Annotated in this window: 21 protein-coding genes and 1 pseudogene; 11 read left to right on the top strand and 11 right to left on the bottom strand. The window is 67.0% G+C overall.

What is annotated here, in order from left to right; all coding sequences use genetic code 11:
- The first annotated feature begins 20 nt into the window (after positions 1-20).
- Together KWG56_RS09935 and KWG56_RS09930 are read left to right on the top strand one after the other, a co-directional pair.
- Positions 21-791 (top strand): annotated as a pseudogene (locus tag KWG56_RS09935) (SDR family NAD(P)-dependent oxidoreductase).
- A gap of 31 nt (positions 792-822) precedes the next feature.
- Positions 823-1,749: a lysophospholipid acyltransferase family protein gene (locus KWG56_RS09930; RefSeq protein WP_219355263.1), complete on the top strand. Its 927-nt coding sequence runs from the start codon at positions 823-825 to the stop codon at positions 1,747-1,749.
- Here the strand turns inward: KWG56_RS09930 and KWG56_RS09925 are convergent.
- From KWG56_RS09925 to ygfZ, 6 genes are all read right to left on the bottom strand, one after another.
- Complete coding sequence (locus tag KWG56_RS09925; protein ID WP_219354635.1) at positions 1,698-2,201, bottom strand: response regulator; 504 nt, start codon at positions 2,199-2,201, stop codon at positions 1,698-1,700. The genes KWG56_RS09930 and KWG56_RS09925 overlap by 52 nt on opposite strands.
- Before the next feature lie 108 nt (positions 2,202-2,309).
- Complete coding sequence (locus tag KWG56_RS09920; RefSeq protein WP_219354634.1) at positions 2,310-3,176, bottom strand: M23 family metallopeptidase; 867 nt, start codon at positions 3,174-3,176, stop codon at positions 2,310-2,312.
- Complete coding sequence (locus tag KWG56_RS09915; protein WP_201096898.1) at positions 3,173-3,376, bottom strand: DUF2093 domain-containing protein; 204 nt, start codon at positions 3,374-3,376, stop codon at positions 3,173-3,175. Before KWG56_RS09915 ends, KWG56_RS09920 begins: the two co-directional genes overlap by 4 nt.
- Positions 3,377-3,418: 42 nt before the next feature.
- The gene (locus tag KWG56_RS09910; protein WP_219354633.1) at positions 3,419-4,687 is read right to left on the bottom strand and encodes a cation:proton antiporter domain-containing protein; all 1,269 of its coding nucleotides are present in this window, start codon (positions 4,685-4,687) and stop codon (positions 3,419-3,421) included.
- Between the two features lie 230 nt (positions 4,688-4,917).
- Positions 4,918-5,676, bottom strand: a complete 759-nt coding sequence (locus KWG56_RS09905; RefSeq protein WP_219354632.1) for a 3-oxoacyl-ACP reductase — start codon at positions 5,674-5,676, stop codon at positions 4,918-4,920.
- Between the two features lie 10 nt (positions 5,677-5,686).
- Positions 5,687-6,487: a CAF17-like 4Fe-4S cluster assembly/insertion protein YgfZ gene (gene ygfZ, locus KWG56_RS09900; protein ID WP_219354631.1), complete on the bottom strand. Its 801-nt coding sequence runs from the start codon at positions 6,485-6,487 to the stop codon at positions 5,687-5,689.
- Between the two features lie 204 nt (positions 6,488-6,691).
- Between ygfZ and KWG56_RS09895 the strand changes: the two genes are divergently transcribed.
- Positions 6,692-7,609, top strand: coding sequence for a DUF4189 domain-containing protein (locus KWG56_RS09895; protein ID WP_219354630.1), 918 nt, complete (start codon positions 6,692-6,694; stop codon positions 7,607-7,609).
- Here KWG56_RS09895 and KWG56_RS09890 read toward each other — a convergent pair.
- Both KWG56_RS09890 and KWG56_RS09885 read right to left on the bottom strand, forming a co-directional pair.
- Positions 7,606-8,154: a hypothetical protein gene (locus KWG56_RS09890; RefSeq protein ID WP_219354629.1), complete on the bottom strand. Its 549-nt coding sequence runs from the start codon at positions 8,152-8,154 to the stop codon at positions 7,606-7,608. The two genes, KWG56_RS09895 and KWG56_RS09890, sit on opposite strands and share 4 nt — an antisense overlap.
- Positions 8,151-8,369 (bottom strand): hypothetical protein, encoded by a 219-nt coding sequence (locus tag KWG56_RS09885; RefSeq protein ID WP_219354628.1) that lies wholly within the window; start codon positions 8,367-8,369, stop codon positions 8,151-8,153. Before KWG56_RS09885 ends, KWG56_RS09890 begins: the two co-directional genes overlap by 4 nt.
- Before the next feature lie 85 nt (positions 8,370-8,454).
- Here KWG56_RS09885 and KWG56_RS09880 point away from each other — a divergent pair, with 85 nt between their 5' ends.
- The 3 genes from KWG56_RS09880 (at position 8,455) to KWG56_RS09870 (ending at position 11,817) form a co-directional block, all read left to right on the top strand.
- On the top strand, positions 8,455-9,423 hold the full coding sequence (locus tag KWG56_RS09880; RefSeq protein WP_219354627.1) for a glycosyltransferase family 9 protein: 969 nt from the start codon (positions 8,455-8,457) through the stop codon (positions 9,421-9,423).
- Between the two features lie 170 nt (positions 9,424-9,593).
- Entirely contained in the window at positions 9,594-10,925 is a 1,332-nt protein-coding gene (locus tag KWG56_RS09875; RefSeq protein ID WP_219354626.1) for a dihydroorotase, read from the top strand.
- A gap of 151 nt (positions 10,926-11,076) precedes the next feature.
- Positions 11,077-11,817 carry a prephenate dehydrogenase gene (locus KWG56_RS09870; RefSeq protein ID WP_219354625.1) on the top strand — a complete coding sequence of 247 codons (741 nt, stop codon included), beginning with the start codon at positions 11,077-11,079 and terminating at the stop codon, positions 11,815-11,817.
- A gap of 3 nt (positions 11,818-11,820) precedes the next feature.
- On the opposite strand, the gene KWG56_RS09865 is transcribed toward KWG56_RS09870, so the two are convergent.
- Complete coding sequence (locus KWG56_RS09865; RefSeq protein WP_219354624.1) at positions 11,821-12,342, bottom strand: PadR family transcriptional regulator; 522 nt, start codon at positions 12,340-12,342, stop codon at positions 11,821-11,823.
- Between the two features lie 54 nt (positions 12,343-12,396).
- Here KWG56_RS09865 and KWG56_RS09860 point away from each other — a divergent pair, with 54 nt between their 5' ends.
- The 4 genes from KWG56_RS09860 to map all read left to right on the top strand — a co-directional run bounded on the left by KWG56_RS09860 (position 12,397) and on the right by map (position 15,789).
- Complete coding sequence (locus KWG56_RS09860; protein ID WP_219354623.1) at positions 12,397-13,272, top strand: pepsin/retropepsin-like aspartic protease family protein; 876 nt, start codon at positions 12,397-12,399, stop codon at positions 13,270-13,272.
- A gap of 141 nt (positions 13,273-13,413) precedes the next feature.
- Positions 13,414-14,733, top strand: a complete 1,320-nt coding sequence (locus KWG56_RS09855) for a hypothetical protein (RefSeq protein ID WP_219354622.1) — start codon at positions 13,414-13,416, stop codon at positions 14,731-14,733.
- Positions 14,734-14,806: 73 nt separating this feature from the next.
- Complete coding sequence (locus KWG56_RS09850) at positions 14,807-15,019, top strand: ParD-like family protein (RefSeq protein WP_219354621.1); 213 nt, start codon at positions 14,807-14,809, stop codon at positions 15,017-15,019.
- Positions 15,016-15,789: a type I methionyl aminopeptidase gene (gene map, locus KWG56_RS09845; protein WP_219354620.1), complete on the top strand. Its 774-nt coding sequence runs from the start codon at positions 15,016-15,018 to the stop codon at positions 15,787-15,789. Before KWG56_RS09850 ends, map begins: the two co-directional genes overlap by 4 nt.
- Here the strand turns inward: map and KWG56_RS09840 are convergent.
- Positions 15,786-16,559: an AraC family transcriptional regulator gene (locus KWG56_RS09840; protein WP_244999456.1), complete on the bottom strand. Its 774-nt coding sequence runs from the start codon at positions 16,557-16,559 to the stop codon at positions 15,786-15,788. The two genes, map and KWG56_RS09840, sit on opposite strands and share 4 nt — an antisense overlap.
- Positions 16,560-16,655: 96 nt before the next feature.
- Here KWG56_RS09840 and KWG56_RS09835 point away from each other — a divergent pair, with 96 nt between their 5' ends.
- Positions 16,656-17,822, top strand: coding sequence for an MFS transporter (locus KWG56_RS09835; protein ID WP_219354619.1), 1,167 nt, complete (start codon positions 16,656-16,658; stop codon positions 17,820-17,822).
- Here KWG56_RS09835 and KWG56_RS09830 read toward each other — a convergent pair.
- Positions 17,819-18,751, bottom strand: a complete 933-nt coding sequence (locus KWG56_RS09830; RefSeq protein ID WP_219354618.1) for an alpha/beta hydrolase — start codon at positions 18,749-18,751, stop codon at positions 17,819-17,821. The genes KWG56_RS09835 and KWG56_RS09830 overlap by 4 nt on opposite strands.
- Positions 18,752-18,761 lie beyond the last annotated feature (10 nt).

Raw genomic sequence — 18,761 nt, 5'->3', positions numbered from 1 at the left:
CAAACCTGGGGATGTGGAAAATGGAACTGTTCGATCTGACCGGCAAGGTCGCGATCATCACCGGATCGTCGCGCGGGATCGGCAAGGCCATCGCCGAACGGCTGGCGGAACATGGCGCGAAGGTCGTCATCTCCTCACGCAAGGCCGGGCCGTGCGACGAGGTCGCCGCCGAGATCAACGCCAAATACGGCCAAGGCCGCGCCATCGCCGTGCCCGCCAACATCGCCTCGAAAGAAGAGCTGCAGCGGCTGGTCGACGAGACGAACCGCGCCTTTGGCCAGATCGACATTCTGGTCTGCAACGCCGCGACCAATCCCTATGCCGGGCCGATGGCCGGGATCGCCGACGAACAGTTCGAGAAGATTCTGCAGAATAACGTCATCTCGAACCACTGGCTGATCCAGATGGTCGCGCCGCAGATGGTGGAGCGCAAGGACGGCGCCATCCTGGTGATCTCGTCCATCGGCGGGCTTCGCGGCAACGCCCTGATCGGGGCCTACAATATCTCCAAGGCCGCCGACATGCAGCTGGTGCGTAATCTGGCGGTGTAGTGGGGGCCGTCGAACGTGCGGGTCAACTGCATCGCGCCTGGGTTGGTGCAGACCGATTTCGCCAAATACCTGTGGGAGAATCCCGAGCTGCTGAAGACGGTCACCGAGCCGGCGCCGCTGAAAAGGATCGGCCAGCCGGATGAAATCGCGGGCACGGCGGTCTATCTGTGCAGTCCTGCGTCGGCCTATGTGACCGGCCAGACCCTTGTGGTGGACGGTGGATTGACGATTGCCTGGTGAGAACAGCCCCAAGAGCGGCGGCGCAAAAGACCTGCGACAGGATCTGATCTGGCGCCTGGAGGCCTTCGGCTTCCGGGCGCTGTTCGGCTTCCTGCGCCTGCTGGGCGTCGAGCGCGCCTCGACGCTGGGCGGCTGGCTGCTTCGCACGCTGGGGCCGCTGACCGGCACCCAGAAGACGGTGATGCGCAATCTGCGGATCGCCTTTCCCGCCATGCCCGCCGCCGAGCGTGATCGCCTGGCGCATGAGCAGTGGGACCGCACGGGGCGGACCTTCGCCGAACTGGCGGTGATGGATCAGCTGACGCCGGAAGGCGGGCGGGTCGAGGTGGTTGGGATGGAGCGGCTGCACGCCCTGCGCGACGGCGGCAAGCCGGCGGTGTTGATCTCGGGCCATCTGGCCAATTTCGAGGTGATGGCGGCGGTCATAATGGCGTCTGGTCTGCCGTGTCAGGTGACCTATCGCGCTGCGAACAATCCGTATGTCGACGCCCTGATCCGCCAGAGCCGCGAGCGGTACGGCATCCGCCTGTTCGCGCCCAAGGGCGACGGGACGCGTGACCTGATGGCGGGGATGAAGCGCGGCGATTCCATCGCGCTGCTGGTCGACCAGAAATACAATCAGGGGCCGGAGGTGCAGTTCTTCGACCAACCGGTGAACGCTTCTCCCGGCGCAGCGCGGCTGGCGCTGAAGTTCGACACGGTGATGCAGCCGCTGTCGGTGGTGCGTCTGCCGGGCGCGCGGTTCCGGGTCACGGCGCATGAGCCGATCACGGTCAGCCACACCGACGACAAGGCTGCGGATGTCCTGGCCGGGATCCAGGCCGCCAATCGTTTTGTCGAGGACCGGGTGCGCGAGACGCCTGAAGACTGGTTCTGGGTCCACAAGCGTTGGCCCGACAGCGTCTATCAGGCCCTGGACCGCGCCACGTCGCCGGACCTGCGGAACGGGCCGGCGTAGCCCTCTGCGTCGCGGCGGCGACGGCATGGGCCGGTGTAGGTTTCCGCCTGGACGAACAGACGGGGCTTCAGGATCACGGCGCTGATGCGGTCCAGCATGGTCTTGGCCATGATCGGCTTGGTCAGGAACTCGGTCACGCCTGCGTCGCGCGCCTCGAACACGCGCGCCTTTTCGGAATGGCCGGTCATCATGATGATCGGCAGATAGATGTTGGGGCTGGCCGGGCTGGTGCGGACGTGGCGGGTGAAGGCGACCCCGTCCATCGGCGCCATGTTGAAATCGACGATGGCGATGTCGACGGGATGCTGGTCCAGCATCGCAAGAGCCTTGGCCCCGTCATGGCTTTCCAGCACATTGCGGATGCCGAAAGAGTACAGAACGGCGGTGGTGATCGCACACATGTGCGGATTGTCATCCACGAGCAGAACGCTGAGCGACTGAAGATGCGGCATCTGCCCCCGACTGGAATGCGCGTCGAAAGCTAGGTCGATATCCCTGCTATCGCAAGGCGGTCCAGGCGCCGCGCGTCGGCTTTATTCGCGTCCCTCAGCGCAGGATTTTCAGGCGAGCCGTTCCGGCGCCCGCGCGCCGACCATCAGTGACGGATCCATGTTGCGGTCCCGCCATTTCATGCGCCAGCACAGGTGTGGGCCGGTGGCGCGGCCGGTCATGCCGATGCGGCCGATGGCGTCGCCGCGCTTGACGGACTGGCCCGCCGTCACGTCCAGCCGCGACTGGTGCAGATAGCAGGTGATCAGGCCCTGGCCGTGGTCGATCAGGGTCATGCCGCCTTCGAAATGCATGCCCGAGCGGCTGAAGCTGACCTTGCCGTCGGCGGGGGCGCGGATGACGGTCCCCGTGGGCGCGGCCATGTCCACGCCGTAGTGCGGGCGCGCGGGCGTGCCGTTCAGCACTCGCTGCGATCCCCACTGGCTGGTGATCCGATAGGTCTCCAGAGGCCAGACGAAGCCGTTCTTGAAGTCGTCGCTGTCCACGCGGCTGGCGAAGCCCTCGGTCTTCAGGGCGACCTGTTCGCGGATCAGGGCCAGCAGGGCCGGATCGGTCGGATCGACAGTGGAGGGCGGCAGGCCGTTGATGCTGGTCGAGGGGAAGGCGTGGGGCGCGACGGTGATGGTGCGGCGAACCGACTGGCCGTTGGCGCGGGCCTCGATCACCACATCGCCCGTGGCGTCGCGGTCGAAGCCGATGACGAACAGGCCGTTGATGGAGGCGGTGGTCAGGGCCTCGCCATCGACGAAGATCAGGGCGCGCGACGCGGTGCGGCCATAGGCGAATCCGCCCTGACGCCAGGCGCCGTTCAGCGTCATCTGCAGCGGACCCTGGGCCTGGGCGGGGCCGCCCAGAAGGTCAGGCGTGACCAGTGTCGCGCCGACGCCGAGCAGAAGGGCGCGGCGCCGGGCGATCATGCGGCGGCCTGTTGCATCCGCGCGATGAACTCGGCTGGGCTGTAATAGGCCTCCTGCCGGGTGGGGCTCCAGTAACGCAGAAGCTCCAGCGGAATGGGCCGGTCGGTGACGGCGCAGCGGACGAAACGTCCCGGCTTGAGCACGGCGAACTCGCCGTCGCCGTAGTGCACCGTCGCGGGTTCAGAAGCGGTCATGTCCATGCCTGCATGATAGCCGCGCGCGGGCCGGTCGTGAATAGGCCGTCAGGCCGGGCTGCTGACCGCATCGGTCACCGGGCCGTCTGCGCCGATCGGCTTGCCTGGAGGCGAGCCCGAGGTCGAGGCGGGCGGTTTGGGCTTGCCGCCCAACCGGTCGGCCAGCAGGAAGACGAACGGATTCAGCGAGATCGACAACAGGGATGCGGCCAGGATCAGATCATGGGTGCCGCGGCTCATGGCGCCCATGCTGACGCCCAGGGCCGCCAGGATGAAGGAGAACTCGCCGATCTGGGCCAGGGCGGCGGCGACGGTGAAGCCGGACGACCGATCCAGCTTGAACGCCTTGGTTATGACCAGGGCGGCCAGCGACTTGCCGACGATGACGATGCCCAACACGCCCAGAACCCCCCACGGCTGGCGCACCACGATCATCGGATCGAACAGCATGCCCACAGAGACGAAGAACAGAACTGCGAATGCGTCGCGCAGCGGCAGGGACCGTTCGGCGGCGTTGTGGCCCAGCGGCGAGGCGTTCATCACCAGACCCGCCAGGAAGGCGCCCAGGGCGAAGGAGTGGAACAGCCAGTAGGCGACCCAGGCGATGCCCAGAGCGATGGCCAGGACGCCCAGGGTGAACAGCTCACGCGACTTGGTGTGGGCGATGCGGATCAGCAGCCAGGGCATGACCTTTCCGCCGACCACCAGCATGACGGCGACGAACAGCACGACCTTCAGCAGGGTCCAGCCGATATTGACCCCCATGGCCGCCAGGTCCGTCTGGCCGCCAGCCGGGACGATCAGCATGGGCAGCATGACCAGGGCGATGACGATGACCAGGTCCTCGACGATCAGCCAGCCGACGGCGATGCGCCCGACCTCGTTCTTGACCTGTTTGCGCTCCTCCAGCGCGCGCAGCAGCACCACGGTGGAGGCGACCGACAGGGCGAAACCCATCAGCAGGGCTTCGCGGTCGCCCAGCCCCAGCACGAACCGGCCCAGCGCCCAGCCCAGCACGGTGGCGGCGGTGATCTGGACCAGGGCGCCAGGTATGGCGACCTTACGGACCTGCATCAGATCCTTGGGCGAGAAATGCAGCCCGACCCCGAACATCAGCAGGATGACGCCGATCTCTGCCAGTTGGGGCGCAAGCGTGGTGTCGGCGACGAACCCGCCGGTGAAAGGGCCGACGACGACGCCTGCAACCAGATAGCCGACGAGAGGAGATAACCGCAGCCGATGAGCCAACATGCCGAACGCAAAGGCCAGGACAAAGCCCCCGACCAGGGTGAGAATCAGGCTGTCGGCATGCGGCATCGCAGCTCCTGTCGAGGGGACGGATCGGTTGAATACGGCTTTGCAGTTGGGGTTGAGCCCGCGGATTGGCAAGGCGACGATATGTCGCGATTGACCCGAAATTGCCTTTAGGTTCGCGGCTGTTGCCGCGAAGTTGCGCAGGGCTCTAAACGAGGAATCGTTATGGCGTGCGGGAGGCCAAGACTGTGTGGCGTTGCTTGACCGTTACGAAAATAAAGTAAGAGGCGATCTCAGTCCCGAACCAACCCGCCGTCGACAACCAGGTTCTGGCCCGTCACCGCGCGGCTCCAGGGCGAGGCGAAGAACAGCACCGCATCGGCGAACTCCTGCGGCGTCGTCACCGAGCGCAGCGGGGTCATGCCGGCGATCAGGTCGAAGACGGCATCTGGCGTGGCGGCGCTGGCGTCGGTGGTGCGCAGAAGGCCGCCGGAGACCATGTTGACCGTGATCCCGTCGGGCCCCAGATCGCCCGCCGCCGTGCGGGTCAGGGACAGCAGGGCGGCCTTGGCGGCGGTGTAGTCGTGGTAGGGCACGACCGGATTCTGGAACAGATTCGTCCCGATGTTGACGACGCGCCCGAACCGGCCCGCCGCCATGCCGGGCGCCGTGGCCTGAATGACGTTCAGGGCGCCGCGCACGACGGTCGAGAACTGGGCCGCCAGATCATCCCAACTGATGTCGGTCATCTGGGCGCGGGCGTCGCCGTTGAAGCTGTAGTCCAGGGCGTTGTTGACCACGGTGGTGATCGCGCCGCCGAAATGGGTCTGGGCCTGGGCGACCAGGGCGTCGACCGAGGCGCGGTCGGCGACGCCGGCCTGGATGGCGATGGCGCGTTCGCCGATCTCGGCGGCCAGGGCGTTCGCCGCATCGCCGCTGTTGCGCCAGTTGATCACCACGCGGGCGCCTTCTTGGGCGAAGGCGCGCACGGATGCGGCGCCGACGCCGCGCGCCCCGCCGGTGACGAGGACGATCTGGTCGGCGATCTTCATGGGTTCAGACTCACGCGTTGGAGGAGGGGGCTTCCTCGCCCATCCAGGCGGGACGATGCAAGCGCACAGGCCGCCCATCGACGGTCAGATCGCCGTCCACCCGGTCCACGCGCAGCAGGGCCATGACCACGCCGTCTTGCCCGCTCAGCACCTGGCCCGCGCGCAGTTCGCCGTTCAGCACCTCTGCCCCGAACTCAAAGGGCGCGCCGCCAAAGCTCAAGGGCATCATCCGGTTCTTGATCGTGCCGCGCCGCTTCATGCGCGAGGTCGTCTCCTGTCCGATGAAACAGCCCTTCCTGAAGTCGATGCCATTCAGCAGGTCGAAGTCCGCCTCGATCGGATAGGTCTTGTCCTGCGGCGCGTCATTGGTCGGGTCAGGCACGCCGACCGCCAGACGGTGGCGGTTGTAGTCGTCCTCGTTCGCATCTACCGCCGCCTCGCCATACAGGCGACCGCCCAGCGCCGGGGTGCGCGGGTCGTCGATGAAGCCCTCCTCGGGCACGGGCCAGCCTGCATGGACGGGCCGGTCGTCGGCTGTGATCTCGACCTTGGCGCGCAGCCTGTACATCGACAGGCGCTGAATCAGGGCGTCGCGCCGGTCTGCGGCGACGTCCAGCAGAACCCCGTCCTCGGTCCCAAGGAGGAACAGGTCGAACAGCAGCCGCCCCGGCGGCGACAGCAGGGCGCCGAAACGCAGCTCTCCGGGTGCAATCGTCTCGACATCCTGCGTCAGCAGATTGTGCAGGAAAGGACGGGCGTCAGGGCCGGTGACGGCGATCAGGGCGCGGCTGGACAGAAGGGCGACAGGCATGGGCCCAAGATAGGACGCGCGATCCGCCTTCAGAAGGCGTTGCTGTGAAAATAGCCGGGCCGCATGGCGCCCGGCGCGGACGGACGTGGCGTCGATTTCAACCTGCGGCATCTTGTCGCCCCCAGCCGTCCTGAGTTATTTAGCGCTGTCTAATATCGGCCCAGCAAACGCGGGCCTTGTCATGCTTTCGGTCGGGAGTGGGTCATGAGGTTGTCTGTCGTCATCAGGTCGATGCTGGGACTGGCCGGGGCGCTGGCGCTTGGGGTGCTGTGGCCGTCGGGATCGGCCCAGGCGCAGTCGCCCTGTTCCGGCGCGCCGGGCGAGCGGATGGTGGGCATGACCCAGGCCGGGCCGGGCGTGGCCGCCATGCCCCTGTGCATGCGCGATTCCAGCGGCGGCGACGCCGGGCCCGCGCGTTCCAATGACAGCTACGCCTCCATCGCCTGGCACCCGGACGCCTCGGACATCTGGATCGACGGCAACTATCTGGGGCCGGGGGAGTCGGTGGATGTGGCGCTGGAGGCGTGCAACCGCGCCATGGGGGGCGGGTGTGCGTCTGCGGGCGAATGGAACAATTCCTCCATGGCGGTGATCCGCGACCGCAACGGCGCCTTCTACGTCGCCTGGCTGGGTGAGGGCGGGCGTCAGCGTCAGCGGGTTCTGGATGAGTGTTCGTCCAAACAGCCCCTGCCATGCGAGGTCGTCCGGACCGTGAACTCGCGCATCGACCGCTACTGGCCGGGACCGGAGGCGCGTGTGGCCCATGCGGCGGCCGCCTGGGTGGACGGGACCGATGGTTATGACCGCAAACTCTATGTCGCCAGCGGCTATCGCACAGGCGAAGAGGCCTCGAACCTGGCCCTGGCCGCCTGCAGCGCGGCCAACCCCAAGCGCAAATGCGTCGTCACGGCCCAGACCGGCGGCGGCTTCATTCAGGCCGCGACCCTGGATGGAGAACGGGATTTCGCCACAGTCGAAACCAATGAGCGCCGCGCCCATCTGGCTGCTGAACGCCTGTGTCGCCAGAACGACCGTACCGCCTCATGCAGCATCCAGGCTGTCTTCAACAGCCGCGTCCGCGGACAGTTCGTTCATGATTTCAGCACGTGGAGGGCGCGCTAGGAGGCGACCGCATACCGCGCGGTCACGCCGTCGGGCTGGAAGTCGTGTTCCGCCAGCCTGTCCAGCGAACGCAGGACGCGGTCGACGAAGGCGGGGTGATAGCCTGCCTCCACCGCTGGCCTCAGCCAGTCGGTCACCACCGCACGGGCGGGATAGGTACCCACCGGGCCGGGGATGGACAGAGCGACCTCGATCCCCTCGGCGATCCATCCGGCGACGGTGGCGAAGAAGTCCTCGCCGCCCAGAAACTCGGTCGGGCGCACGACATACAGGGTGATGATCCCGTCCTCGACGCCGTCAGGACGGACGATCACGCCGCTGCGGTCGGGGCGCCAGTCGTCGGACAGTTCGACCACCCGCCACAGGCAGAACCAGACGCGGCAGGTCTGGGGGCGGATCGCATGGACCGAACAGCCCGCGCCGTCCACGCAATAGGCGCACAGTTCGCCGGTGGGCTTGGCCAGTTCAGGCAGGTTCAGCGGAATGACGCGGCAGCATTCGACGCATCCGCCGCAGTCCCGATCCGGCAGCAGTGGCAGGCTCACCCTAAAGCGCGTTCAATCTGGGCGATGCGGCGGTCCATGTCGGCGACCACGTCTTCCAGCCGCTTCTTCTCCGACGCCATGTCCACCGGCGTGCCGTCTTCGTAGGAAATGGTCGCGCCCTTGGCGATCAGGTCCAGCCGATAGATGGCCGTGACCCGCTGCGCCTTGAAGCGTTCTAGGGCGGCGGAGGCGGCGGGATCGGTCGTTTTGGTCATGGACAGGCTCTAAACCATAGGCCCAGCCTGTGGAAACAGTCGTTTGCCGATGAAGCCGGGGCAGAATCCCTGTAACAATCAACGAATGATCGGGCGTTTCCCCATCCTCTATATCGCCGAGGCGGACGCCGAAGACGCTGTGCTGTCTTCGGGCGTGCTCGCGCATCTGGTCGACAGCCTGCCCAATGCCAGCTTCACCATCGTCGGATCGGCGGCGTCTGCGCCCCTGTTCGCCGACACGCCGCGCCTGGCCAAGCTGATCGTGCTGGAGCGCGAGGGGCATTTCGACTGGATCGCCCTGTGGAACCAGGTGCGGGCGACCAAATGGGGGCTGGTCGTGGACATGCGCGGCTCGGCCCTGTCGGGCAAGCTGCGGCGCCAGAAGCGGGCCGTGCGGGGCAAGGATGAGCCGGGCGTCCACGCCGTCGTCGCCGCCGCCGCCGTGCTGAAGCTTGAGCCGCACGAGGCCCCGGCGCCGAAAATATTCACCTCGGAACAGACTCAGGCCGAGGCGCGGGCCCTGTTCCCGACCACGGGTGGTGACGGACCGATCCTGGCTATCGGACCCGGCGTCGAATGGATGGGCAAGCGCTGGCCCGCCGAACGCTACGCCAAGGTGGCGACCAAGCTTCTGGCCGACGACGGACCTCTGGCGGGCGGGCGGCTGATGCTGGTGGGCGAAGAGTTCGACCGCGAGGCCGCCCACACCATCCGCTATGCCGTGCCGCGCGCGCGGGTGATCGAACTTCAGGGCAAGCTGACGCGTCTGCAGACGGCGGCGGCCCTGTCGCAGGCGGTGCTGTACGTCGGCGCCGACTCGATCTGGACCCACCTGGCCGTGGCCTCGGGCGTGCCGACGGTGGCGGTGTTCGGTCCCTCGGATGAGACGATCCGCGGCCCGTGGCAGGGTGCGGCGGTACGCGGCCCGCGCAGCTTCCAGGAGTTCAAGGCGCTGGACCCGCGCCTGAATCAGGCGATCCAGCACATGATGGACCTGCCGTGGGAGCGGGCGCTGAAGGCGGCGGTGAAGCTGCTGAAGGCGCGGGGTTACTGACCATTCTTGCGGCGTCATCCTCGGGCTCGACCCGAGGATCGAGGGTTCCGCAAACCGACTGGGTTCCGGTAGAAGCATCTTGCTGACGCGTCGCCTTCTGCGGTGCGGACAGTCCGATCCTCGGGTCGAGCCCGAGGATGACGCTGAATGGATATTGAGGACGTGCGCCGATGACCCAGACTTATGACCTGATCGTCCGAGGCGGCGAGGTGGCCAATCATGCCGGACGTGGCCTGGCCGATGTCGGCGTGATCGACGGCAAGATCGCCTTCATCGGCGACCTGTCCCAGGCCTCGGCCGGCGAGGTGTTCGACGCCGCGGGCCTGACGGTCCTGCCCGGCGTCATCGACACCCAGGTCCATTTCCGCGAGCCGGGGCTGGAGTGGAAAGAAGACCTGGAGACCGGCAGCCGCGCGGCGGCCCTGGGCGGGGTGGTCGCCGTGTTCGAAATGCCGAACACCAACCCCAACACCACCGACCCCGACACCATGGCCGACAAGCTGGTCCGCGCGAACAACCGGATGTGGACCGACCACGCCTTCTACATCGGCGGTACGCACGAGAACGCCGACTATCTGGGCGAACTGGAGCGGCTGCCCGGCTGTTGCGGGGTCAAGGTCTTCATGGGCGCCTCGACCGGCGATCTGCTGATCGCCGACGACGAGGGGGTGCGCAAGGTTCTGTCGAACGTGCGCCGCCGCGCCACCTTCCACTCCGAGGATGAATATCGTCTGGTCGAGCGTCGCGGCCTGGCCCGCACCGGCGACTGGACCAGCCACCCCGAGGTCCGCGACGCCGAAAGCGCCATCCGCTCGACCCGGCGTCTGGTCGGTTTGGCGAAGGAGAGGGGCGCCCGCATCCACGTCCTGCACGTCACGACCAAGGACGAGATGGACTTCCTGCGCTTCCACAAGGATGTCGCCACCGTCGAGATCACGCCCCAGCACCTGACCCTGGCCGCGCCCGAGGCCTATGAGCGGCTGGGCGCCTATGCCCAGATGAACCCGCCGATCCGGTCGCAGGACCACGTGGACGCCCTGTGGCTGTGGGGCATGCAGCAGGGTGTCGCCGACGTGCTGGGCTCGGACCACGCGCCGCACACCAGGGAAGAAAAGTCCAAGCCCTATCCCGCCTCTCCGTCTGGGATGCCGGGCGTGCAGACCCTGGTGCCGCTGATGCTGACCCACGTCGCCAATGGTCGCCTGTCGCTGGAGCGTTTCATCGACCTGACCTCGGCGGGCGCGCAGCGGGTGTTCGGCACGGCCAACAAGGGGCGGATGGCCGTCAGCTATGACGCCGACCTGACCATCGTGGACCTGAAGGCGAAGAAGACCATCACCCATGACCAGCAGGCTTCGCGCTGCGGCTGGACCCCGTTCGACGGGTTCGAAGCCACGGGCTGGCCGATGGCGACCATCGTGCGTGGCCGCGTGGTGATGCAGGACGGCGAACTGATCGGCAAAGCCCACGGTCAGCCAGTGCGGTTCCAGGAGACGTTGTGAGCGGAGACGTCGTGAAGCTCTTTTCTCCTTCGTCATCCTCGGGCTTGTCCCGAGGATCCATATGCCCGGTGTCCGCCGACGCGCACCGTCCTCGGTGGAGTTTATGGATCCTAGGCACAAGGCCTAGGATGACGGACGTGGGGGAGAGGGCATGACTTCGCCGGAACGCCCCTGTTTGGGCCTCATCGGCTATGGCGCCTTCGGGCGTCTGACGGCGCGGCATCTGTCGGCGTGGTTCGAGGTCGCGGCCTATGATCCCGCCGTGTCAGAGGGCGACGCCCATGCGGTCCTGACCGATCTGACGACCGCCGCCGCCTGTCCGGTGGTGGTTCTGGCCGTGCCGGTCGAGGCGCTGGAGGACACCCTCTCCGCCATCCGCCCGCATCTGGCGCCGGACGCCCTGGTGATCGACGTCGGTTCGGTGAAGGTGAAGCCTGCGCTGGCGATGGACGCGGCCCTGCCTGAAGGCGTCCGCATCGTCGGCGCCCACCCCCTGTTCGGCCCTCAGAGCGGCAAGGACGGGATCGTCGGTCTGAGGATCGCCGTCTGCCCGGTGCGCGAGGCCAAGGACGCCCGCCGCGTCGCCGCCTTCTGCCGCCATGCGCTGAAGCTGAAGGTGTTTCAGGTCACCCCGGAAGACCATGACCGCGAGGCCGCCGTCGTCCAGGGCCTGACCCACCTGATCGCGCGCGTCCTGCTGAACATGGAGCCGCTGCCGACGCGGATGACGACGGCCAGTTTCGAGCGGCTGATGCAGGCCGTGGACATGGTCCGCCATGACAGCCCCGCCGTCTTCCGCGCCATCGAACGCGACAACCCCTTCGCCGCCGAAGTCCGCGACCGTTTCTTCGCCCTAGCCGATCAGGCGCGGCACGACGTGGACGAGCTGTAGAGCCTAAATCCCCTCGTCCTGATCGTTCAGCCAGCGCAGCCGCATTGTCTGCAACTGGATCGACCACTGGCTGCGGCCCTGTTCGATGGGGTCCATGTCGTCGATGGCCTCGTTCAGCCGCTGCAGTTCCGCGCCCACGGTCTGTTTGAGGCGGCGCAGGGCGTCCGCGCGCGCCTCGGGCGTCAGCGTGGCCCACAGGCTGGCGCGCAGGCGGAACGGATCGACCCCCACGCTGGTCGCCCGCACGGGATCGCATATCCACGCCTCCAGCGCCGCAACACCCTCTGGGCTCAGCGTCAGGTGGCTGCCCTTATGGCCGGTCGTGATCGGCGTGCTGACGATCAGTCCTGCCTGGGTCAGGCGCTTGATCGCCGGATAGACTGAACCTGCGCTGCCGCTCCATTCGATGGAGGGGGAGGTCTGGAAGGCGCGGCGCACCTTGAAGGCCGTGCGGTTATGGCGGTGGTGAATCTCGGACAGCACAGCGCCCTCAAGCTCGGTCACGCCAGATGGAGGATTTGTCATTTGACGCTCTTGGCTGAATTGGTCCTAATCGTACCAATTCGATGAAGGATTGTCATGCGTATCTCATTTCTGAAACTGGCCCTAGCGGCCGCCGTCCTGTCGGCGCCTCTCGCAGCGTCCCTGACCCATCCGGCGCGGGCGCAGGCGCCTGCGCCGGAAACCATCACCCTGTTCCAGTCCAATGACCGGGTGCTGGTCATGCTGACCATCGGCGACCATCCGCCCATGCCCGCCGTGTTCGACACGGGCACCAACGGCAACATCATCGACATGGATATCGCCGCCAAGCTGGGGCTGGAGAACAAGGGGGCGTCGCGCTCGGTCGATGGCAGCACCGGGCGGCCCGTGCCGGGGTTCGAGACCTTCATCACCAAGGCCAGCCTGGGCGGGGTGGCGATCCAGAATGCACGGGCCACGGCCATGGCCTTCAACCACGCCAATGAAGTCGCCATCATCGGCCCCAACAGCTTTCCCGGCCAGTATGTCGTGATGGATCTGGGCAAAAGCCGCCTGACCCTGTTCGCGCCCGAGAACGCGCCCCAGGCGGGCGCAGCCGTTCCCTATCTGGGCGAAGGCGGTGCGGCCCTGCCGTCGCTGAACATCGAACTGGAGGGCAGGGCGATCCCGGCCATTCTGGACACCGGCAACACCAGTGACTTCCTGTTGCCGCTCAGCCTGGCCAAGGGTCTGCCGCTGGAGGGAGAACTGGCCGTCATCGGCTACGCGACCTCCGCCGCCGGGGTTCAGGATGTCTATGAGGCGCGTTTGGGTGAAGACATCACCGTTGCGGGCGTCGTTTTCCATCGCCCCAAGATCCGCTTCATCGAAGGCGGCCGCCCCAACATCGGCATGCCGGTCCTGCGCCAGCTGAAACTGATGTTCGACCCAGTGCAGCGCCGCACCTGGGTGATCGCACCGCCTGCGGCATGATTGCGCAGTCCGAGTAAAGAGCCACGACTTCAGCCTGTTGCGCTTTTCAGGCCCCGGTGTGGTCATATTCGCTCCCTCAAACTCAAGCTTGGCTTCAACGCGTGTTCGCGCGCAGCCGGTGCGGTGTTTGAGGGAGTGTTCATGGTGCGGAATATCGGCTCACGTCTTGGCTTGGCGCTGGCGGTTGTATTGGCGTCTTCGGGGGCGGCATCGGCGCAGTCTCGACTGGATGCGGCGTCGGCCAATACGGTGTTCGAGCGCGCCCGGCTTCTGTGCGAAGCTGACGAGGGGCGGACCTGGGGTGTCAGTTTGTGCGGGCCGATCCTGATCGCCGATCCTGCGACACGCAGAGTGGTGGCCAATGTGGACGGTCTGGAGACGCCGTTGGAGCGAACAGGCGCGGTGTTCGAGGGGCTGCTGCCGGACAATGTGCCCATTGCCAACACCGCTGTGCGTTGGAATGGTCGCGCCTGGACCATGTTGATGGCGCCCTTGCCTGACGATGAGACGGCCCTGTCCGTCCTGTTGATGCACGAGGCTTGGCACCGCATCCAAGACCAGATCGGTCTGGCGGCCAGCAATGCCGACCAACCCCAATTGGCGACGGAGGCGGGGCGTCTGTCCTTCCGGCTGGAGCTACGGGCCCTGTCCGCTGCGTTGACGGCGACAGATGCGCAGGCCCGGCGTCTGGCGATCCGGGACGCCCTGACATTCCGGGCGTGGCGTCAGGCGCAGTTCCCCGAGGCGCAGGATGCCGAGAACATTATGGAGCGGCATGAGGGGCTGGCTGAATACACCGGGCGGCGGCTGTCGCGCGATGACGTCATGAGCCAGCATCTGGCCGAGCATCTGCGCCGAGGCGATGCTGTGCGCGAATACGCCCGCACCTTCGCCGATTATTCAGGGCCGGCTTACGGCGTTCTGCTGGACGGCGTCGCGCCCGACTGGCGGCAGACTTGGGATCGACATGCAGGCCTGCCGGAATTGCTGTCCCAGGCGCTTGCATTGTCTGTCACCTTTGATGATGCGGCTTTTGAGTTAAGTGCGGCGCGCTATGACGGATCAACCGTCCGCACCGAAGAGGCAGAGCGTGCCCAGGCACAGGCGGTGCGTATCGCCGCCTTGCGCGCAAAACTGGTGGATGGCCCCGTGCTGGCCACGCCCGCATCCGGCGCGAACTTCAGCTTCGACCCGAACCGGGTGACGCCATTCCCGCCCGAGGGCTCTGTCTATGGCCTGATCCGCGTGGCGGCGGACTGGGGTGTGTTGGAGGTTGAGCGAGATGGGCTGTTGTCGGCGGACTGGTCCCGGCTTTCGGTCGGCTATGTCGATGTCGCCCCAACCGAGAGCGGCTTGAAAGGGGAGGGTTGGACCCTGACGCTTAAGCCAGACTGGCAACTGGCGCCGGGTCGTCGCGATGGAGACTGGACGATCATTCGACGCACCATCTCCAATCCCTGAGTCGTCGGGTTGAAATGCCTTGGGGTTGAAATATATACGACGCATACGAAACGTATATATTCAGGAGCGCCCTGTGGGGATCGTCAATATCGAGGATGAGCTGCACGAGCAGCTGCGGCGGGCCAGCAAGGCGTCGTACCGCTCGATCAACGCCCAGGCGGCTTTCTGGATCAGGATCGGCATGTTGTGCGAGACCAATCCGGGGCTGACGTTTCAGGAGCTGGTGGCGCGGGAACTGAAGGCGGCGGGCGTGGACGCCGCCAACACGCCGGTCGCGACCGCATGATCAAGACAACGGAGGAACTGGCCCTGATGGCCGAGGCGGGGCGGCTTTTGGCCTCGGTCTTCATCCATCTGGACGGGCTGACGCTGGAGGGCATGACCACGCTCCAGATCAATGATCTGGTCGAGGCCTATATCGTCGATGAGCTGAAGTCGCGCCCCGCGTCCAAGGGCCAGTACGGCTATGGCTTCGTGCTGAACAGTTCGCGCAACCACGTCGTCTGCCACGGCGTGCCGTCAGCGGACGAGGTGCTGAAGGACGGCGACATCGTCAATCTGGACATCACCCTGGAGAAGGACGGCTTCATCGCCGATTCCAGCAAAACCTATCTGATCGGCGATGTCGGCCCGGCGGCGCGGCGTCTGGTCCGCACCACTTATGAGGCCATGTGGAAGGGCATCCGCACCGTGCGGCCCGGCGCGCGGCTGGGCGACATCGGCGCGGCCATCGAACGCCACGCCAAACAGGCCGGGTATTCGGTCGTGCGCGACTACTGCGGTCACGGCATCGGGCGCGAGATGCACGAAGATCCTCAGGTGCTGCATTTCGGCAAGGCGGGAACCGGCATGGCCCTGCGTGAAGGCATGGTCTTCACCATCGAGCCGATGCTGAACCAAGGCACGCGCAAGGTCGACACCGAGGACGACGGCTGGACCGTGGTGACCGAGGACGGAAAACTGTCCGCCCAGTTCGAACATACCGTCGCCGTCACCCGCGACGGGGTGCGCGTCCTGACCCTGCGGCCGGACGAAGCCAAGGCCGGGCGGGCCTAGAGCGCCGCGTCCGCCACATAGCGGGCAGGAGGCTTGCCCAGGGCGGATTTGAACATGGTGATGAAGGCGCTGACGGACTCATAGCCCAGGTCATAGGCGACGGTCTGGACCGAGGCGCCTTCGGACAGGCGCTGCAGGGCGATGATGATCTGCAGCTGCTGACGCCAGCGGCCAAAGCTCATGGCCGTCTTGCGCGCGACCAGACGCGACAGGGACCGTTCGCTCATCGCCACCCGCCGCGCCCACTCGGCCACTGGCGCACGGTCCTGCGGGTTCTGGATCAGGGCGTTGGCGATGTGGCGCAGGGCCGGATCGTCGGGGATCGGCAGGTGCAGGGCGCTGACCGCCATGCCCCGCAACTCCTCCAGCAGCACCTGAACCATGCGGTGCAGGTGGTCGCCGGGCTGATAGGGCGCGGCGGGCCGCTCGGCCAGATGCCGCACCAACTCCACCACCAGCGGCGTCAGCGTCAGGCTGGCGCAGTGATCGGGCAGACCCCCGACCTCCGGGTCGATGAACAACAGGGCCACGCGGCCATTGGCGGTGATCTCATTGCTGTGGCGGATATGGCCGGGCACCCAGACCCCGCTGCCCGCCGGCACCATCCACAGGCCCGCCTCGGTGCGGCAGATCACGCCGCCCCGCAGGGTGACGACCAGCTGACCCTTGCGATGGACATGCATCGGCGCCTCGCGGTCATGCGCCGTCGCCTCCAGGTGCATGGCCGTCACCGGCAGGTCGGTTTCGTCGGGGTCGAACGGATGGGGCAAGTGCGATTGGCCGATTTCAGAAATTATCTGACTGAATAGCCAAATCCGGCAACCGCCGCCATTGCTATCTGGAGGGCGCACAGATTGGACCCCGCCATGCCTCAGCGTCACCGCCTCCATCCCGCCTGGATCATTCTGGGCGTTCTTCTGTTCGCCACCAATCTGAGAGGTCCGTTCACGGCGGTCGGGCCGGTGCTGGAGGTGATCCAGCAGGCGTTCCAGATCGGGGCCGGGCAGGCGGGTCTGCTGATCACCCTGCCGCTGCTGACCTTCTGCGTGGTGTCGCCGTTCGCGGCCCTGCTGGCCAAGGAATACGGGCTGGAGCGGGTGCTGTTCCTGGCCCTGATCGTGATGATGGTCGGTATCGCCGTCCGCTCCATCGGGCCGTTGTGGAGCCTGTATTTCGGCACCGCCGTGCTGGGGGCGGGTATCGCCATCGGCAACACCCTGGTGCCCAGTCTGCTGAAGCGGGACTTTCCCAACCAGATCGCGCGGCTGACGGCGGTTTACGCCATCACCATGGGCGTCGGTTCGGCGGTCGCCTCAGCGGTGGTCGCGCCTCTGGAGGCGGCCTACGACTGGCGGGTCGCGCTGGGCGTCTTCATCATCCTGCCGGTGGTCAGCGCCATCGCCTGGCTGCCGCAACTGCGCCGCCACTCGGCCCCCGCCGCCGGAACCGCCGAGCCGCTGCATTCCGGCAGCATCTGGCGTTCAGGTCTGGCGTGGCAGATCACCCTCTTCTTCGGCTGCACCTCCTTCACCTATTACGCCGTCGCCGCCTGGCTGCCGTCGATCCTGGTCAGCCAGGGCTATTCGCCGATCGCCGCAGGCTCGCTGCACGGGGTGCTGCAACTGGCCACCGCCCTGCCGGGGCTGCTGCTGCCGCCGCTGATCGGGCGGATGAAGGATCAGCGCGTCATCGCCGCCGGTCTGGGCGTGATGGGTTTGGCCGCCATTCTGGGCCTGTATCTGGCGCCGACCCTGGCGGTGGTGTGGATCGCCCTGTTCGGCGCAGGCATAGGCGGCGCCTTTATCCTGGCCCTGACCTTCATCGCGCTCCGGGCGCGCAACGCCCACCAGACGGCCCGTCTGTCCGGCATGGTTCAGGCGGTCGGCTATCTGATGTCGGCGACCGGGCCGGTGGCGGTCGGCGCCCTGCATGATGTGACCCACAGCTGGCTGGCGTCCTTCGTCGCCTGCGGTCTGCTGTGTGTGGCGATCATGATGCTGGGGCTGGGCGCGGGCCGGGCGCGCCATGTCTAGCGGCGCGGATGCGCCTTGATGAAGCCCGCCACGTCCTCGACCGCACCGGGCGCCAGGGGCAGGTCGGGGTTGGCGTAGGTTGCCATGTTCGCGGCGCGGTCGGCGGGGGCCGTCTTCAGCAGATGGTTGACCCCGTCCCACAGCTTCAGCGTCGCCTTCGGATCGGCGGCGGCCAGGGCGTTGGCGTCTGTGGTCGTGACCTGAATGTCGGTGGTCCCCTGACCGATGAAGACCGGTCCGTCATAGGCGGCGATCAGGGCGGCGGGGTCCAGCGGCAGCCAGGAGATCAGATAGGGCTGGACCGACGGACGGAACAAGGCGGCCAAGGCGGGCGGGGTGTCTGCGACGGTGCGCCCGGCCTCCAGTTCGCTCAGAGCGGCGAAGGCCTGGGTCTTCAGCGGTTCCGGCAGGCCGCTCTCCAACTGCTCGCGCAGCACCACGCCCGCTGGGCGGCCCGCGCCGGACAGCAGGATCAGGCCGCACACCTTGTCATCCCCGCCCTCGACAGCCTTCAGCGCGACCAGCGCCCCTTCGCTGTGGCCGATCAGCCAGGCGCAGGGCTGGCCTGCGCGCGTCGCCGCCTCGGCCGCCCAGGCGCGGGCGTCGGTTGAATAGTCGGTGAAGCGCAGGGCCGCCTCGTCGCCGCCCGCCGCCGCGCTCTGGGCGATGCCGCGCTTGTCGATGCGGACGGTGGCGATGCCTTGTTCCGCCAACCCCTCGGCCAGCAGACGGTAGGTCGCGCCCCGGACGCCCATCGGGCTGTTTCCGTCCCGGTCGGTGGGGCCGGACCCCGGCAGGATGACCGCAACCGCGCTGGCGTTCTCAGGCGCCAGCAGCGTGCCATGCAGGGGCGCAGGCTTGGCGGCCAGGGTGATTTCAGTGGAGACGGGCGCGCTGGTCAGGGCGGCGGCGAGGATCAGGCTCAACATGGTCGGTCTC

It is taken from the genome of Brevundimonas nasdae (assembly GCF_019395145.1).
GTDB classification, from domain to species: domain Bacteria; phylum Pseudomonadota; class Alphaproteobacteria; order Caulobacterales; family Caulobacteraceae; genus Brevundimonas; species Brevundimonas nasdae.
This window is presented reverse-complemented; position numbering and strand designations above follow the sequence as displayed.

Excerpts from the sequence above, each read along its gene's own strand:
- KWG56_RS09925 (WP_219354635.1), bottom strand. The coding sequence starts at position 2,201 with ATGCCGCATCTTCAGTCGCTCAGCGTTCTGCTCGTGGATGACAATCCG.
- KWG56_RS09920 (WP_219354634.1), bottom strand. The coding sequence starts at position 3,176 with ATGATCGCCCGGCGCCGCGCCCTTCTGCTCGGCGTCGGCGCGACACTG.
- KWG56_RS09915 (WP_201096898.1), bottom strand. The coding sequence starts at position 3,376 with ATGGACATGACCGCTTCTGAACCCGCGACGGTGCACTACGGCGACGGC.
- KWG56_RS09910 (WP_219354633.1), bottom strand. The coding sequence starts at position 4,687 with ATGCCGCATGCCGACAGCCTGATTCTCACCCTGGTCGGGGGCTTTGTC.
- KWG56_RS09905 (WP_219354632.1), bottom strand. The coding sequence starts at position 5,676 with ATGAAGATCGCCGACCAGATCGTCCTCGTCACCGGCGGGGCGCGCGGC.
- ygfZ (WP_219354631.1), bottom strand. The coding sequence starts at position 6,487 with ATGCCTGTCGCCCTTCTGTCCAGCCGCGCCCTGATCGCCGTCACCGGC.
- KWG56_RS09895 (WP_219354630.1), top strand. The coding sequence starts at position 6,692 with ATGAGGTTGTCTGTCGTCATCAGGTCGATGCTGGGACTGGCCGGGGCG.
- KWG56_RS09885 (WP_219354628.1), bottom strand. The coding sequence starts at position 8,369 with ATGACCAAAACGACCGATCCCGCCGCCTCCGCCGCCCTAGAACGCTTC.
- KWG56_RS09880 (WP_219354627.1), top strand. The coding sequence starts at position 8,455 with ATGATCGGGCGTTTCCCCATCCTCTATATCGCCGAGGCGGACGCCGAA.
- KWG56_RS09875 (WP_219354626.1), top strand. The coding sequence starts at position 9,594 with ATGACCCAGACTTATGACCTGATCGTCCGAGGCGGCGAGGTGGCCAAT.
- KWG56_RS09870 (WP_219354625.1), top strand. The coding sequence starts at position 11,077 with ATGACTTCGCCGGAACGCCCCTGTTTGGGCCTCATCGGCTATGGCGCC.
- KWG56_RS09865 (WP_219354624.1), bottom strand. The coding sequence starts at position 12,342 with ATGACAAATCCTCCATCTGGCGTGACCGAGCTTGAGGGCGCTGTGCTG.
- KWG56_RS09860 (WP_219354623.1), top strand. The coding sequence starts at position 12,397 with ATGCGTATCTCATTTCTGAAACTGGCCCTAGCGGCCGCCGTCCTGTCG.
- KWG56_RS09855 (WP_219354622.1), top strand. The coding sequence starts at position 13,414 with ATGGTGCGGAATATCGGCTCACGTCTTGGCTTGGCGCTGGCGGTTGTA.
- map (WP_219354620.1), top strand. The coding sequence starts at position 15,016 with ATGATCAAGACAACGGAGGAACTGGCCCTGATGGCCGAGGCGGGGCGG.
- KWG56_RS09835 (WP_219354619.1), top strand. The coding sequence starts at position 16,656 with ATGCCTCAGCGTCACCGCCTCCATCCCGCCTGGATCATTCTGGGCGTT.
- KWG56_RS09830 (WP_219354618.1), bottom strand. The coding sequence starts at position 18,751 with ATGTTGAGCCTGATCCTCGCCGCCGCCCTGACCAGCGCGCCCGTCTCC.